This window comes from Methylobacterium sp. 174MFSha1.1, assembly GCF_900116815.1.
Classification (GTDB): domain Bacteria; phylum Pseudomonadota; class Alphaproteobacteria; order Rhizobiales; family Beijerinckiaceae; genus Methylobacterium.
On the sequence record NZ_FPCB01000076.1, the window covers coordinates 1 to 13,435 of the forward strand.

13 protein-coding genes and 1 pseudogene are annotated in these 13,435 nt (G+C 68.9%); 6 read left to right on the forward strand and 8 right to left on the reverse strand.

What is annotated here, in order from left to right:
• The coding region (locus tag BM430_RS33325) for a porin (protein WP_093571462.1) at positions 1-639 on the reverse strand (639 nt) is incomplete at its 3' end.
• A gap of 222 nt (positions 640-861) precedes the next feature.
• On the opposite strand from BM430_RS33325, the gene BM430_RS33330 reads away from it, so the two are divergent.
• The 3 genes from BM430_RS33330 (at position 862) to BM430_RS33340 (ending at position 4,150) form a co-directional block, all read left to right on the forward strand.
• Positions 862-1,119, forward strand: coding sequence for a hypothetical protein (locus BM430_RS33330; RefSeq protein WP_093571463.1), 258 nt, complete (start codon positions 862-864; stop codon positions 1,117-1,119).
• 255 nt (positions 1,120-1,374) lie between these two features.
• Complete coding sequence (locus BM430_RS33335; RefSeq protein ID WP_093571464.1) at positions 1,375-2,961, forward strand: DEAD/DEAH box helicase; 1,587 nt, start codon at positions 1,375-1,377, stop codon at positions 2,959-2,961.
• A 124-nt stretch (positions 2,962-3,085) separates the two neighbouring features.
• A complete protein-coding gene (locus BM430_RS33340) occupies positions 3,086-4,150 on the forward strand; it encodes a GGDEF domain-containing protein (RefSeq protein WP_093571465.1) in 1,065 nt (354 codons plus the stop codon).
• A gap of 293 nt (positions 4,151-4,443) precedes the next feature.
• Here BM430_RS33340 and sufA read toward each other — a convergent pair whose 3' ends face one another.
• Positions 4,444-4,824 (reverse strand): Fe-S cluster assembly scaffold SufA, encoded by a 381-nt coding sequence (gene sufA / locus BM430_RS33345; protein WP_093571466.1) that lies wholly within the window; start codon positions 4,822-4,824, stop codon positions 4,444-4,446.
• A gap of 124 nt (positions 4,825-4,948) precedes the next feature.
• Between sufA and BM430_RS33350 the strand changes: the two genes are divergently transcribed.
• Complete coding sequence (locus BM430_RS33350; RefSeq protein ID WP_093571467.1) at positions 4,949-5,542, forward strand: Uma2 family endonuclease; 594 nt, start codon at positions 4,949-4,951, stop codon at positions 5,540-5,542.
• Positions 5,543-5,548: 6 nt separating this feature from the next.
• Here the strand turns inward: BM430_RS33350 and BM430_RS33355 are convergent, their stop codons facing one another.
• The 6 genes from BM430_RS33355 to BM430_RS33380 form a co-directional block, all read right to left on the reverse strand.
• A complete protein-coding gene (locus tag BM430_RS33355) occupies positions 5,549-5,854 on the reverse strand; it encodes an SUF system Fe-S cluster assembly protein (RefSeq protein WP_244539784.1) in 306 nt (101 codons plus the stop codon).
• A 91-nt stretch (positions 5,855-5,945) separates the two neighbouring features.
• Positions 5,946-7,190: a cysteine desulfurase gene (locus BM430_RS33360; protein WP_093571469.1), complete on the reverse strand. Its 1,245-nt coding sequence runs from the start codon at positions 7,188-7,190 to the stop codon at positions 5,946-5,948.
• An 82-nt stretch (positions 7,191-7,272) separates the two neighbouring features.
• The gene (locus tag BM430_RS33365) at positions 7,273-8,592 is read right to left on the reverse strand and encodes a SufB/SufD family protein (protein WP_093571470.1); all 1,320 of its coding nucleotides are present in this window, start codon (positions 8,590-8,592) and stop codon (positions 7,273-7,275) included.
• 2 nt (positions 8,593-8,594) lie between these two features.
• A complete protein-coding gene (gene sufC, locus BM430_RS33370; protein ID WP_060847531.1) occupies positions 8,595-9,347 on the reverse strand; it encodes a Fe-S cluster assembly ATPase SufC in 753 nt (250 codons plus the stop codon).
• Between the two features lie 106 nt (positions 9,348-9,453).
• Positions 9,454-10,923: a Fe-S cluster assembly protein SufB gene (gene sufB / locus BM430_RS33375; protein WP_093571471.1), complete on the reverse strand. Its 1,470-nt coding sequence runs from the start codon at positions 10,921-10,923 to the stop codon at positions 9,454-9,456.
• A gap of 68 nt (positions 10,924-10,991) precedes the next feature.
• Positions 10,992-12,167 (reverse strand): cysteine desulfurase family protein, encoded by a 1,176-nt coding sequence (locus tag BM430_RS33380; protein WP_093571472.1) that lies wholly within the window; start codon positions 12,165-12,167, stop codon positions 10,992-10,994.
• A gap of 256 nt (positions 12,168-12,423) precedes the next feature.
• Here BM430_RS33380 and BM430_RS33385 point away from each other — a divergent pair, with 256 nt between their 5' ends.
• Together BM430_RS33385 and BM430_RS33390 are read left to right on the forward strand one after the other, a co-directional pair.
• Positions 12,424-13,080 carry an alpha/beta hydrolase gene (locus BM430_RS33385; RefSeq protein WP_093571473.1) on the forward strand — a complete coding sequence of 219 codons (657 nt, stop codon included), beginning with the start codon at positions 12,424-12,426 and terminating at the stop codon, positions 13,078-13,080.
• Positions 13,081-13,230: 150 nt separating this feature from the next.
• A pseudogene (locus BM430_RS33390) lies at positions 13,231-13,435 on the forward strand (IS110 family transposase); the annotation flags it as partial.

Genomic DNA, 13,435 nt, shown 5'->3' on the forward strand with positions numbered 1-13,435 from the left:
CCAGCCGGTCTGGAAGTCGTCACGCGAGCTGTTGGTCAGGCCGAAATCGCGACCGCCGCCCGAGCCGTAGGCGAAACCGCCGGTGGCGTACACGAGGGTGCGATCCCAGGCGTAGCCGAGACGGCCGCGCACGGTGCCGAAGAAGTCCAGGCCCGAGATGCCGTTCGGGTTGAACACCAGGGCGCCCGGGGCGACGCCGCCGCCCGCAACGGTGGCGAAGGCGTAGCGGTTGCGGTCACGGCCGAAGTCGACGTACTGGGCGTCGGCCTCGATGCCGACGACCACGCCCGAGCCCGGGGTGAACTGGTAGTTGTAGCCGATCTGGCCGCCGCCGACGAAGCCGTCGTTGCTGTTGCGGTTGCCGAAGGCGAGCACGCCGTTGGTCGGGGCGCCGGCGCCGGTGACGAACACGCTGCTGGCAGCGGTGGCGCCGGCCGGCACGCCGACGACGGTGGCGGCGCGGGTGTCAGCGGTGTTGAAGCCGTAGCCAGCGTTGAAACCGGCGTAGAAGCCCGTCCAGGTGAAGACCGGCACCGGCGTGAAGACCGGCGGCGGGGCGACGCGGCGCGGCAGGTCGGCGGCCGAAGCAGCGGCGGAGAGGCCGACGAGGGCCACGGAGGCGAGGAGGATCTTCTTCATTGTCTTACTGGTCCTGGTTGGCGAGAGCCGGCGCGCTTCTATCCCCGGTCGGTCACCCGGTCTGTCGCATTCCTGCAACGAGGCCAGGGTTTACCCCTCCACCCGTCAACGAAACGTGAATCGGCGGCGACCCGCGATCGAAAAAATCGAGCAAGTGCGGTCACTTAGGATTAACCATGATCCCCCAGGGTCAATCCACAGGATGATGATCGAGGAACCGAGATGGACGCTTCCGGGCGCGAGGCCGCACCCCCTTCCCTGCTCCGGCGCACCTGGAGGATCGCCTTGTTCGCGGTCGCGGGCTCGCTCGCGGCGACTCACTACCTCGCCTCGCGCAACGTCGCCGACCCGCGCCGGGAGACGGTCGCGTCGCTGCGCGGCCTCGTCGAGCCGGAGACCACCGGGTCGATCGCCGGGTCGATCGCCGGGCCTGCCGCGCGTACGCGTCTCGACCCCTGCAGCGCGCTCCCGCGCCCCTGACGCGGGGCTCGACGCACGGCGGACGGGGCGGACCTGTTCACCGAATAAATCCCGGTCAGCACTTGACAAATGGGCGCGCATCGGGCGTGTCCTGCGGGCGGTCGCGTGCCCGACGCGACGGAGCAATGGCGTGAACGTCCCGCCCCGGCGCCGCCGGCGCGACGAGGCTGCGAAACGACCTTGCCTGCCGGCCGTTGCCGCGACGGTGTCTTACGTGCCGGCCCGACCCGCCCGCGCGCAACGGTTCTCCTCAGGATGTCATTCGCCGAACTGGGTTTAAGCGAGAAGGTGCAGCAGGCCGTCGAGGCCGCGGGCTACACCACGCCGACCCCAATCCAAGCCCAAGCCATTCCGCATGTCCTCGCGCGGCGCGACGTTCTGGGCGTCGCCCAGACCGGCACCGGCAAGACGGCGGCGTTCACGCTGCCGATGCTGACCCTGCTGGAGCAGGGCCGGGCCCGCGCCCGGATGCCGCGCACGCTGATCCTCGAACCGACGCGCGAACTCGCCGCGCAGGTCGTGGAGAATTTCGAGCGCTACGGCTCGAACCACAAGCTCAACGTCGCGCTGCTGATCGGCGGCGTCTCGTTCGCCGACCAGGATCTCAAGATCACCCGCGGCGTCGACGTGCTGATCGCGACCCCCGGCCGGCTGCTCGACCATTTCGAGCGCGGCAAGCTGCTGCTCACCGGCGTCGAGCTCCTCGTCATCGACGAGGCCGACCGGATGCTCGACATGGGGTTCATCCCCGATATCGAGCGCATCGTGAAGATGGTGCCGTTCACGCGCCAGACCCTGTTCTTCTCCGCGACGATGCCGCCGGAGATCCAGCGGCTGGCCGACGACTTCCTGCACAATCCCGTCCGCATCGAGGTGGCGCGCCCCGCCTCGACCGCCTCGACCATCACCCAGCGGCTGGTCGCGACGGGGTCCGAGGGACACCAGAAGCGCAAGACCCTGCGCAAGCTGATCCGCGCGGCGGAGGAGCTCAACAACGGCATCATCTTCTGCAACCGCAAGCGCGACGTCGCGCAGCTGCAGAAGTCGCTGTCGAACCACGGCTTCAACGTCGCGGCCCTGCACGGCGACATGGATCAGCGCGCCCGCATGGCGGCGCTCGACGCGTTCCGCTCCGGCGAGGTGCCGCTGCTCGTCGCCAGCGACGTGGCGGCCCGCGGCCTCGACATCCCGGCGGTGAGCCACGTCTTCAACTTCGACGTGCCGCACCACGCCGAGGACTACGTCCACCGGATCGGCCGCACCGGCCGGGCCGGCCGCTCCGGCGCCGCCTTCACCCTGGTCGGCCGCGGCGACGAGAAGTCGCTCGCGGCGATCGAGACCCTGATCGGCCAGCCGATCGCCTGGGCGGAGGGCGATCTCGCCAGCCTGCCCGACGACGAGGCCGCCGAGCCGACCGAGCGCCGCGGCCGGAGCAGCCGCGGCCGTCGGGACGAGGGGCGGGCGACGGGCCGCCGCGACGAGCCGCGGCGCGACGAGGGCCGCCGGGACGAGACCCGCCGGCGCCGGGCGCGGAGCAACCGGTCGGAGGCTCCCCAAGAGGATCGCCAGCGCGAGGATCGCAAGCACGAGGATCGCCAGCAGGAGGCGGTCCCCGCCTCGCCGCCCGCGCGCCGCAACGGCGAGGCGACGCGGCCGACCGCCGAGCGACGCGTGCCGGACGAGCGCCGTCACGGCGACGAGCGCTCCGCCGGCCGGCGCAACGATCGCGGCCGTTACCGGGACGACGACGCGATGCCGGAGGCCGAGATCGGCATGGGCGCTCATGTTCCGGCCTTCCTGCTACGGCCGGTTGTACTGAAGAAGCGGACAGAGGGCGAATAGACCCCGATTCACCCGTCTGTCAGGCCATAAATTCCTTCGCGCCTTAACTGCTTCTCCACGGACCGCCCCTACAGGTCGGAGGGAGGCAGCGGCGCGAAGCCGGCGCCCAGCGCGGAGATGTTCGATGCCTGACCTGAGCAGCGCCGAGCTTGATCGGAGCTTCTTGTTCGGTCAGCGTGCCATGGAGCTGATGAAGGCGTATCGCTCGTCAGCCACCCCGCGCAGCTACGCCGTCTGGTACACCTACGTCGCAGGCCTGAACGCGCAGCTCATCGAGGCCGTCAAGCGGATCACCGCCGAGCACGGAACCCTGGCAGACGCCCAGGTCGACCAGCTCTTCGAGACCTACCTCGACGGCCGCCGGCTCGCGACCGAGACCGAGCGGGCGAGCGTCGGCGTGCTCGCCGAGATCGAGCAGATCATGGAGATGCTGGACACGGCGCTCGGCTCGACGGCGCGCTACGGCGCCTCGCTGCAGGCCTTCACCCAGGATCTCGCCGCGCCGGCGGTGAACCGCGCCCGGGTGCGGGAGATCGTGTCCTCGCTCGTCGTCACCACCCGGGACGTGGCCGCCAACAACCGAACCCTCGAGGCGCGGATGCGCGAGAGCCGCAACGAGATCGAGACCCTGCGCGAGACCCTGGAGGCGGTGCGGGTCGAGTCGCTGACCGATCCCCTCACCGGCATCGGCAACCGCAAGCATTTCGAGGAGATGCTGCACAAGGCCGTCGACCACGCCGCGGTGCAGGGCCAGCCGCTCTGCCTCATCGTGCTCGACATCGACCATTTCAAGCGCTTCAACGACCTCTACGGCCATCTCACCGGGGATCAGGTGCTGCGGCTGGTGGCGATGACCATGCGCGAATCGGTCGAGCCGCGCACGACCATCGCGCGGTTCGGCGGCGAGGAATTCGGCATCATCCTGCCGGGCAGCGACCGGGACGAGTCGCGGGAGATCGCCGAGAAGGTCCGCACCAGCGTGATGGGCCGCGAACTGGTCAAGCGCTCCACCGGCGAGAGCCTGGGGCGGATCACCATCTCGGTCGGCCTCGCCGCCTACCGGCGCGGCGACACCGCGGTGTCGCTGCTGGAGCGCGCCGACCATTGCATGTTCACCGCCAAGCGGGCGGGCCGCAACCAGGTGATCGACGACGGCGTGCCGGTCGAGACCATGAACGACGTCGCGTGACTCCTCGACCTGACCGCTTTTCCCGCACGGTGTGAGCGCGCCGGCCGAGGGTCGGTGTTTTTGCGCTCAAGGCACGGCTGCGGCTGCACCGAGCGCTGCGCCATGTGAGGGCCGACGTCTCGCCTCTCAGTCCGGAGCAGGCCGTAGCGAAAGCCCCAAATTCGGGATCGGCGGCACCGTGCCCGCGGGACGCCATCCGCCCCATCCCGAACCTCGGGCGGTGATGGATCCCGGGTTCCGCTTTCGCGGCCCCGGGATGACCATGAGGACTTGAAGCCGGCCGGTTCGCCCGATCAGGCGTGGGCGGCGACCAGCGCGTTCGGGTCGGCGGGGGTGATCGCGACCGATTCGCCGCAGCCGCAGGCCGAGGTCTGGTTGGGATTGTTGAACACGAACTGCGACGCGAGCTTCGTGGTCTGGAAGTCCATCTCGGTGCCGAGCAGGAACAGCACCGCCTTCGGGTCGATGAAGACGCGCACGCCCTTGTCCTCGACCACGTCCTCGCCGGCCTTGCGCTCCTCGGCGTATTCCATCGTGTAGCTCATGCCGGCGCAGCCGCCGTTCTTGACCCCGACGCGCAGGCCCGCAATGGGGCGCTCGGCGTCGGCCATGATGCGCTTGATCCGCTCGGCGGCGGCCTCGGTCAGCGACATCACCTTGAAGCTCGGTGCCATGTTCAAAACTCTCTCCGACGGCCGGGTTCAAGGCCCGGGCGGTTGAGGCGTGACGTTACAGCCGCAAGATAAGCATCCCGTCGCCCGCGGTCCACCGCGGGACGTGCTAGGATGGGAGGCGGCGATGGCGGATGCGGCTCACCGGCGTATGACGCCGGAGGATTTTTTCCGCTGGCAGGACGAGCAGGACGACACCTTCGAGTTGGTCGATGGCGTGCCGGTGCCGCGGAACCGGATGATGACCGGCACGGACATGCGGCACGACCGCGTCAAGGTGAACGTGATCGTCGCCCTGCATCGGCCGCTGCGAGGCAGCGGTTGTTGGCCGACGACCGGCGCCGTCGTGATGCGCACCTGCAGCGCCACGCTCAGGCGGCCCGACGTGACGGTCGATGGAGGCCCGATCGTTGCCGATTCTCAGGAGGTCGGCGGTCCCCGCCTCGCCGTCGAGATCGCCTCTCCCGCCACGGTGTCGGTCGATCAGATCGTGAAGCTGGAGGAATACAAGCGCCACCCGGCGCTGCGCTACATCCTGCTCCTCGAAACCGTCGCGCCGGTTGCCCTACTCTATCGTCGCGAGGCGGAGGGCTGGCAACCGGAGCAGTTCGAAGGGCTGGAGGCCGTCATCGACCTGCCCGAGATCGGCGCGAGCCTCGCCCTCGTCGAGATCTACGACGGCCTCACCTTCGCAGTCCGCATCACCGACGCGATGCGCTGAGCGCCCTCACCACATGTCGAGCGCGATGCGGGCCTCGTCCGACATCCGGCTCTGGTCCCACGGCGGATCGAACACCATCGTGACGGTGCAGCCGGCGACGCCCGGCACCGCCGAGACGGCGTTCTCGACCCAGCCCGGCATCTCGCCGGCGACCGGGCAGCCCGGCGCGGTCAGGGTCATGTCGATCGCGATGGTGCGGTCGTCGGCGATGTCGACCCGGTAGATCAGGCCGAGCTCGTAGATGTCGGCCGGGATCTCCGGATCGTAGACCGACTTGAGCGCCGCCACGATGCCGTCGGTCAGCCGGTCCATCTCCTCCGGCGGGATCGCGGAGGCGCTCACTTGGGCGTTCAGTGGCGGGGTATTGGCGCCGCCCACGGCGGGGGTCTCGGTCATGGTATCCTCACGCGAACATCCGCTCGGCCCGGGTCAGGGCCGAGACGAGAGCGTCGATCTCCGCCGTCGTATTATACAGCCCGAACGAGGCGCGACAGGTCGAGGTGGTGCCGAAGCGCTTCAAGAGCGGCATGGCGCAGTGGGTGCCGGCCCGCACCGCGACGCCCTGGCGGTCGATCACCGTCGCGACGTCGTGGGCGTGGGCCCCCTTCATCTCGAAGGAGATCACCGCACCCTTGGTCCTGGCGGTGCCTATGATGCGCAGGCTGTTCATGCCGCGCAGCCGCTCCTGCGCGTAGGCCAGCAGATGCGCCTCGTGCGCGGCGATGCGCTCGCGACCGAGGCTCATCATGAACTCGAGCGCGGCGCCGAGCCCGATCGCCTCGATGATCGCCGGGGTGCCGGCCTCGAAGCGGTGCGGGGGCGCGTTGTAGGTGATGCGCTCCTCCTCGACGATCTCGATCATCTCGCCGCCGCCCTGGTAGGGCGGCAGGCGCTCCAGCCATTCCTTCTTGCCGTAGAGCACGCCGATGCCGGTCGGGCCGTAGACCTTGTGGCCGGTGAAGACGAAGAAGTCGCAATCGAGAGCCTGGACGTCGATCGCCTGATGCACCGCGCTCTGGGCCCCGTCGAGCAGCACCGGCACGCCACGCTCGTGGGCGATGCGGACGATCTCCGCCGCCGGCGTCACCGTCCCGAGGACGTTCGACATGTGGCTGATCGCCACCATCTTGGTCTTCGGGGTGAAGAGTTTTTCGAACTCCTCGACCAGGAAATTGCCCTCGTCGTCGACCGGGGCGAATTTCAGCACGGCGCCGCGGCGCTCGCGCAGGAAGTGCCAGGGCACGATGTTGGAATGGTGCTCCATGATCGACAGGATGATCTCGTCACCCTCGCCGATCAGCCCGGCCCAGCCCATGCAGGTCGCCACGAGGTTGTAGGCCTCGGTGGCGTTGCGGGTGAAGATGATCTCGTCGGTGGAGCGGGCGTTGAGGAATTGCCGCGTGGTCTCGCGGGCGCCCTCGAAGCCTTCCGTCGCGGCGTTCGCCATGAAATGCAGGCCGCGATGCACGTTGGCGTAGGCCGTCTCCATCGCCCCCGACATGGCGTCGATCACGGCCTTCGGTTTCTGCGCCGAGGCGGCGTTGTCGAGATAGACCAGCGGCTTGCCGTAGACCTGCTGCGACAGGATCGGGAATTGCGCCCGGATCGCCTCGACGTCGTAGGGGGTCTGGAGGACGGGTGCGTTCATGACGGGCTCTCTGGCGGGCTCTCGTGCAGGGCGTGAGAGAAGAGGCCGGCCCGTAGGCCGGCCCCTGTCGCGTGGGGTGAGGTCAGCCGCGGCGGGCGAGCCAGGCCTCGATCTCGGCGATCATCGCGGCGCGGGCACCCTCGTGGGTGACCGCCTCGATCGCCTCGCCGAGGAAGGCCTGGACCAGCAGGCTCTCGGCCTGGGCGCGCGGCAGGCCGCGGGCCATCAGGTAGAACAGCAGGTCGTCGTCCGGCGCGCCGCAGGTGGCGCCGTGGCCGCAGACCACGTCGTCGGCGAAGATCTCCAGCTCCGGCTTGTTCATCATCTGCCCCTCGTCGGTGAGGAGGAGGCAGTCGGACTTCATCTTGCCGTCGGTCTTCTGGGCGACCTGGCGGACGATGATCTTGCCCTGGAACACGCCGGTGGCGTCGCCGTCGATCACCGTCTTGAACTGCTCGCGGCTGATGCCGCCGAGGGCGGCGTGGTCGGCGAGCAGGGTCGAGTCGGCGAGCTGGCCGTCGCGGATCATCGCGGCGCCGTTGACGGTGGCGGTCGCATCGTCGCCCGCGAAGTGCAGGTAGAGCTGGTGGCGCGACAGCACCGCCCCGGTCACCACGTTGACGGTCTCGATATGCGAGCCGGCGCCGAGGCGGGCCGAGACGGTGGAGAGCGCGATGGCCGCGTCACCCTCGATGTTGAGCCGGCTGTGCAGCACGCGGGCGCGGTCGCCGACCACGACGTCGAGGACGTCGTTGGGCTGGTAGGCGATCCCGTCCGGACCCTCGTGGCTCTCGATGAGCGTGACCTCGGAATCCACGCCGGCGACGACCAGCACGCGGGTCGCGGTCGAGAACGGCGCGGAACCGGTGCCGACGAAGCGCAGGTGCAGGGTCCGCCCGATCTTGGCGCCCTCGGCGACCCGGATCACCGCCCCGTCCGCCATGAAGGCGGCGTTGAGCTGGTAGATAGGATTCTCGCGGGTCTGCTCGACCGGGGCGAGGTGGTCGAGGAGCGGGTGCCCCTCGGCCATCGCCTTCGCGAAGGGCACCACCTCCAGGCCGTCGGGCAGGCCGGCGAGATCGGAGAGCGCCGCGACCAGGTGGCCGTTGACGAAGGTCAGGCGCGCCGCCTCGATCCCGGCGAAGCCCCGGGCGGTCTTGACGGCGTTGCGGGCGGTCTCGGCATCCGGCGCGTCGGCCGGCGGCGCGGCCTCGCGAACCGCGGCGCGCAGGTCGGTGTACTTGAACGCCTCGACGCGGCGATGCGGCAGGCCCGCCGCCTCGAAATAGCGAAACGCCTCCTCGCGGGCGATGGCCGCCCCCGGGAGCTTGAGCCGCTGGACCTCGAAGAGCTTCGAGAGCCCGGTCTCGGCGGCGGTGCGGAGCGTGGTGACGTCGGCCATGGTCACGCGGCCTCGTTCGCCCGGTACTCGGCGTAGCCCGAGGCTTCGAGCTCGAGGGCGAGCTCCTTGCCGCCGGACTTCACCACCCGGCCCTGCGCCATCACGTGCACGGTATCGGGCACAATGTGGTTGAGCAGGCGCTGGTAGTGGGTGATGACCAGGAAGCTGCGGTTCTGAGCGCGCAGCGCGTTCACGCCCTCCGAGACGATGCGCAGCGCGTCGATGTCGAGGCCGGAATCGGTCTCGTCGAGGACGCAGAAGCGCGGCGACAGGAGCGCCATCTGGAGGATCTCCATGCGCTTCTTCTCGCCGCCGGAGAACCCGACGTTGAGGGCGCGCTTGAGCATCTCGCGGTTGATCTCGAGCTTGTCGGCTGCCGCGAAGACCTGGCGCATGAAATCTGGGGTGGTCAGCTCCTCCTCGCCGCGGGTCTTGCGCTGGGCGTTCATCGCCGCCTTGAGGAAGGTCATCGTGCCGACGCCCGGGATCTCCAGCGGGTACTGGAAGGCCAGGAAGATGCCGGCGGCGGCGCGGGCATCCGCCTCCATCTCCAGGATGTTCTCGCCGTCGAGCAGGATCTCGCCGTCGAGGACCTCGTAGTCCTCCTTGCCGGCGATGACGTAGGACAGGGTCGACTTGCCGGAGCCGTTCGGGCCCATGATGGCGGCGACCTCGCCGTCGTTGACGGTCAGGCTGAGGCCGTTGAGGATGCGCTTGTCCTCGATGTTGACGACCAGGTTCTTGATTTCGAGCATGGTAAGGCAGTCCTGACGGGAGCGGTCGACCGGGCGATACCGCATCCGTTGCAATGAATGTCGGGCAGGGAAGGCTTCCGGCGATGCGCCGGAAGCCTGGAAGCGATCAGCCCACCGAGCCTTCCAGGCTGATCGAGATCAGCTTCTGGGCCTCGACGGCGAACTCCATCGGCAGCTGCTGCAGCACGTCGCGGACGAAGCCGTTGACGATGAGTGCGGTCGCCTCCTCCTCGGAGAGGCCGCGCTGCTGGCAGTAGAACTTCTGATCCTCGGAGATCTTCGAGGTGGTGGCCTCGTGCTCGAACACCGCGGACGCGTTCTTCGACTCGATGTAGGGCACGGTGTGCGCGCCGCACTGGTCGCCGATGAGCAGCGAGTCGCAATTGGTGAAGTTGCGCGCGCCCTTGGCCTTCTTGTGCGCCGAGACGAGGCCGCGGTAGGTGTTCTGCGACCGGCCGGCCGAGATGCCCTTCGAGATGATCCGGCTCGTCGTGTTCTTGCCGAGATGGATCATCTTGGTGCCGGAATCGACCTGCTGCATGCCGTTCGACACCGCGATCGAGTAGAACTCGCCGCGGGAATTGTCGCCGCGCAGGATGCAGGACGGGTACTTCCAGGTGATCGCCGAGCCGGTCTCGACCTGCGTCCACGAGATCTTCGAGTTCACGCCACGGCAATCGCCGCGCTTGGTCACGAAGTTGTAGATGCCGCCGCGGCCTTCCGAGTCGCCCGGGTACCAGTTCTGCACCGTCGAGTACTTGATCTCGGCGTCGTCGAGGGCGACGAGCTCGACCACCGCGGCGTGGAGCTGGTTGTCGTCGCGGCGCGGGGCGGTGCAGCCCTCGAGATACGAGACGTAGGAGCCCTTGTCGGCGATGATCAGCGTGCGCTCGAACTGGCCGGTGTCACGCTCGTTGATGCGGAAGTAGGTCGACAGCTCCATCGGGCAGCGCACGCCCGGGGGGATGTAGACGAACGAGCCGTCGGAGAACACCGCCGAGTTCAGCGTGGCGAAGTAGTTGTCGGTCACCGGCACGACCGAGCCGAGGTACTTCCGCACCAGCTCGGGATGCTCGCGCAGGGCCTCCGAGATCGGCATGAAGATGACGCCGGCCTTGGCGAGTTCCGCTTTGAAGGTGGTGGCGACCGAGACCGAATCGAACACCGCATCGACTGCGACGCGGCGCTCGGGGGCGATGCCCTCCAGCACCTCGACCTCGCGCAGCGGGATGCCGAGCTTCTCGTAGGTCTTCAGGATCTCGGGGTCGATCTCGTCGAGCGACTGCGCCGCCTTGCGCTTCGGCGCGGCGTAATAGTACAGCTCGTCATAGTTGATCTTGTCGTACTCGACCCGCGCCCAGTTCGGCTCCTGCATGGTGAGCCAGCGGCGATAGGCGTCGAGGCGCCATTCGAGCATCCACTCCGGCTCGTCCTTCTTGGCCGAGATGAAGCGGATCACGTCCTCGGAGAGGCCCTTCTCGGACTTCTCCATCTCGATCGTGGTCTCGAACCCGTACTTGTACTGATCGACGTCGATGGCACGGACGCGATCGACCGTCTCCTGCACTGCAGGCATACCCGTCTCCTACCGCTGACGGCTTCAAGGGCCGCGAGGTGATGACACGGCCGGAAGGGGCTGCGCGCTCACGCGGCCCGTTCCCGGCGCTTATATAGGGATGAAACCAGCCGATCGAAGGCCGCGAGGAAGCTTTCCCCGTCCTTGTCCCGGCTGTTCCACCCCAAACTCACGCGCAGCGCCCCCGCGGACAGGGTGGGATCCACCCCCATCGCCGCGAGCACGCCGGAGCGCGACACCTTGCCCGAGGCACAGGCCGCCCCGGACGAGACCGCCACGCCGTCGAGGTCCAGGGCGATCAGGGCCGTCTCGGCCTTGAGCCCCGGCACGGCGAAGCACGATGTGTTGGGCAGGCGCTCCGCCCCGGCACCGAACAAAACCGCGTCCGGCGCGCGGGCCCGCACGCCCGCCTCGATCGCGTCGCGAAGATCCGCGAGGCGGATGGCCTCGGCCGGCAGCGACGCGAGCGCCAGCTCGGCCGCGACGCCGAAGCCGACGATGCCCGGCACGTTCTCGGTTCCGGCCCGCAGGCGCGCCTCCTGCCCGCCGCCACGCAGGAAGGCGCCATCGAGGGTCGCTCCCTCCGCGAGCACGATCGCGCCCACGCCCTTCGGCGCGCCGAGCTTGTGACCCGACAGGGTCACGGCGTCGGCGCTGAATATATTGCGCGCAACCGATATCCGTCCAGCGGCCTGGACCGCGTCGCTGTGGAGCAGGGCGCCGTGCTGGCATGCGAGCGCCGCAATCCTCGCCAAGGGCTGGACCAATCCGGTCTCGTTGTTGGCGGCCTGGACCGACACGAGCGCCGTGACGCCCTCGGCCGCCAGAATCGCGAGCCGCGCCTCGAGTATGTCGAGGCGCAGAATCCCGTCGGCATCGACCGGCAGGATCTCGGTGGCCTCGGGGGCGAAGCGGTGACCCTGCAGGCAGCACGGGTGCTCGGTCGCGCCGATGAGCAGCCGGCTCGGCGCCGGCAGGCCGCGCCGCCGCAGGGCACCCGACAGGACCGCGTTCGCCGCCTCGGTGCCGCCGCTGGTGAACACCACCTGCGAGGGCGCAGCGCCCACGAGGGCCGCGACCCGGGCCCGCGCCGCCTCGACGGCGGAGCGCGCGGCCCGCCCCTCGCGGTGGACCGAGGACGGGTTGCCGGGCAGCTCGACGAGCGCGCGCGCGACCGCGTCCGCCACCTCGGGCCGCAGGGCGGAGGTCGCGTTATGGTCGAGATAGGCCCGCGCGCGCTCCATGCGCTGAATTCCTTTGCCTTTCCCCCCGGGGACCGTGCTAAGGCCCGCCCCGGACACGCGTAATCAGATGGTGCGTTCTCAGCCGCGCGAAACGCGGGACTGCAGCACCCGGTTGTTTAGAATGATTCTAATCATTTAGAACCGTTCTAAGGGTGCTTTTATGGGAGACGGACCCCGAGTCAAGCTACGGGCCCGGGCTCCCGGTCCGGTTCCACGCGGCGCTCACGCACCCTTGAAGCTCGAGAAGAGGTCGTTCATGCCCGAGGTCATCTTCGCCGGTCCCGCCGGTCGGCTGGAGGGGCGCTACCAGGCGCCGAAGCAGAAGGGCGCGCCGATCGCCATCGTGCTGCATCCGCACCCGCAATTCGGCGGCACGATGAACAACCAGATCGTCTACAACCTGTTCTACACGTTCGCGAATCGCGGCTTCGCGGCCCTGCGCTTCAACTTCCGCGGCGTCGGCCGCAGCCAAGGGTCGTTCGATCACGGCGTCGGCGAGTTGTCGGACGCGGCCGCCGCCCTCGACTGGGTGCAGGCGGTGAACCCCGAGGCCCGGGCCTGCTGGATCGCCGGCGTGTCGTTCGGCTCGTGGATCGGCATGCAGTTGCTGATGCGCCGTCCGGAGATCGAGGGCTTCATCTCGATCGCCGCAATGGCCAACCGCTACGATTTCAGCTTCCTCGCCCCCTGCCCGTCCTCGGGCCTGTTCGTGCACGGCTCCGAGGACCGGGTCGCGCCGGCCCGCGAGGTGATGCCGGTGATCGAGAAGGTGAAGACCCAGAAGGGCGTCATCATCGAGCACCAGATCGTCGACGGCGCCAACCACTTCTTCGACGGCAAGGTCGACGAGCTGACCCAGACGGTGGACACGTATCTCGACAAACGGTTGGGCAAGCGGGACGAGGCGGCGTAAGCCCTCTTCTCTCGCGCGACGCTGCCATGCCCTCGATGTCATCCCGGGGCTCGCCGAAGGCGAGAACCCGGGATGTTGGGGTGGACGGCCCCCGCCGGCATCATAAGTGCCAGGTTGAGGTCGTCTGACACCCAACCGAGGAGACCGTCCGTGACGCAGATTAGCATCATCGGCCTGGACATCGCCAAGTCCGTCTTCCAGTTCGAGGCCCAGGACGCGCAGGGCGCCGTGGTGAGCACCGAGCGCGTCTCGCGCGACAAGCTGCTGCCGGCGCTCAAGAAGATCCCCGCCACCATCGTGGCGATGGAGGCCTGCGCCACCGCCCATCACTGGGCGCGCCAGATCCGGGCTCTGG

Coding starts and splice junctions, on each gene's coding strand:
- sufA (WP_093571466.1), bottom strand. CDS start 4,824: ATGGCACCGAGCTTCAAGGTGATGTCGCTGACCGAGGCCGCCGCCGAG.
- BM430_RS33355 (WP_244539784.1), bottom strand. CDS start 5,854: ATGGACCGGCTGACCGACGGCATCGTGGCGGCGCTCAAGTCGGTCTAC.
- BM430_RS33380 (WP_093571472.1), bottom strand. CDS start 12,167: ATGGAGCGCGCGCGGGCCTATCTCGACCATAACGCGACCTCCGCCCTG.
- BM430_RS33330 (WP_093571463.1), top strand. CDS start 862: ATGGACGCTTCCGGGCGCGAGGCCGCACCCCCTTCCCTGCTCCGGCGC.
- BM430_RS33350 (WP_093571467.1), top strand. CDS start 4,949: ATGGCGGATGCGGCTCACCGGCGTATGACGCCGGAGGATTTTTTCCGC.
- BM430_RS33365 (WP_093571470.1), bottom strand. CDS start 8,592: ATGGCCGACGTCACCACGCTCCGCACCGCCGCCGAGACCGGGCTCTCG.
- BM430_RS33340 (WP_093571465.1), top strand. CDS start 3,086: ATGCCTGACCTGAGCAGCGCCGAGCTTGATCGGAGCTTCTTGTTCGGT.
- BM430_RS33385 (WP_093571473.1), top strand. CDS start 12,424: ATGCCCGAGGTCATCTTCGCCGGTCCCGCCGGTCGGCTGGAGGGGCGC.
- BM430_RS33335 (WP_093571464.1), top strand. CDS start 1,375: ATGTCATTCGCCGAACTGGGTTTAAGCGAGAAGGTGCAGCAGGCCGTC.
- sufC (WP_060847531.1), bottom strand. CDS start 9,347: ATGCTCGAAATCAAGAACCTGGTCGTCAACATCGAGGACAAGCGCATC.
- sufB (WP_093571471.1), bottom strand. CDS start 10,923: ATGCCTGCAGTGCAGGAGACGGTCGATCGCGTCCGTGCCATCGACGTC.
- BM430_RS33360 (WP_093571469.1), bottom strand. CDS start 7,190: ATGAACGCACCCGTCCTCCAGACCCCCTACGACGTCGAGGCGATCCGG.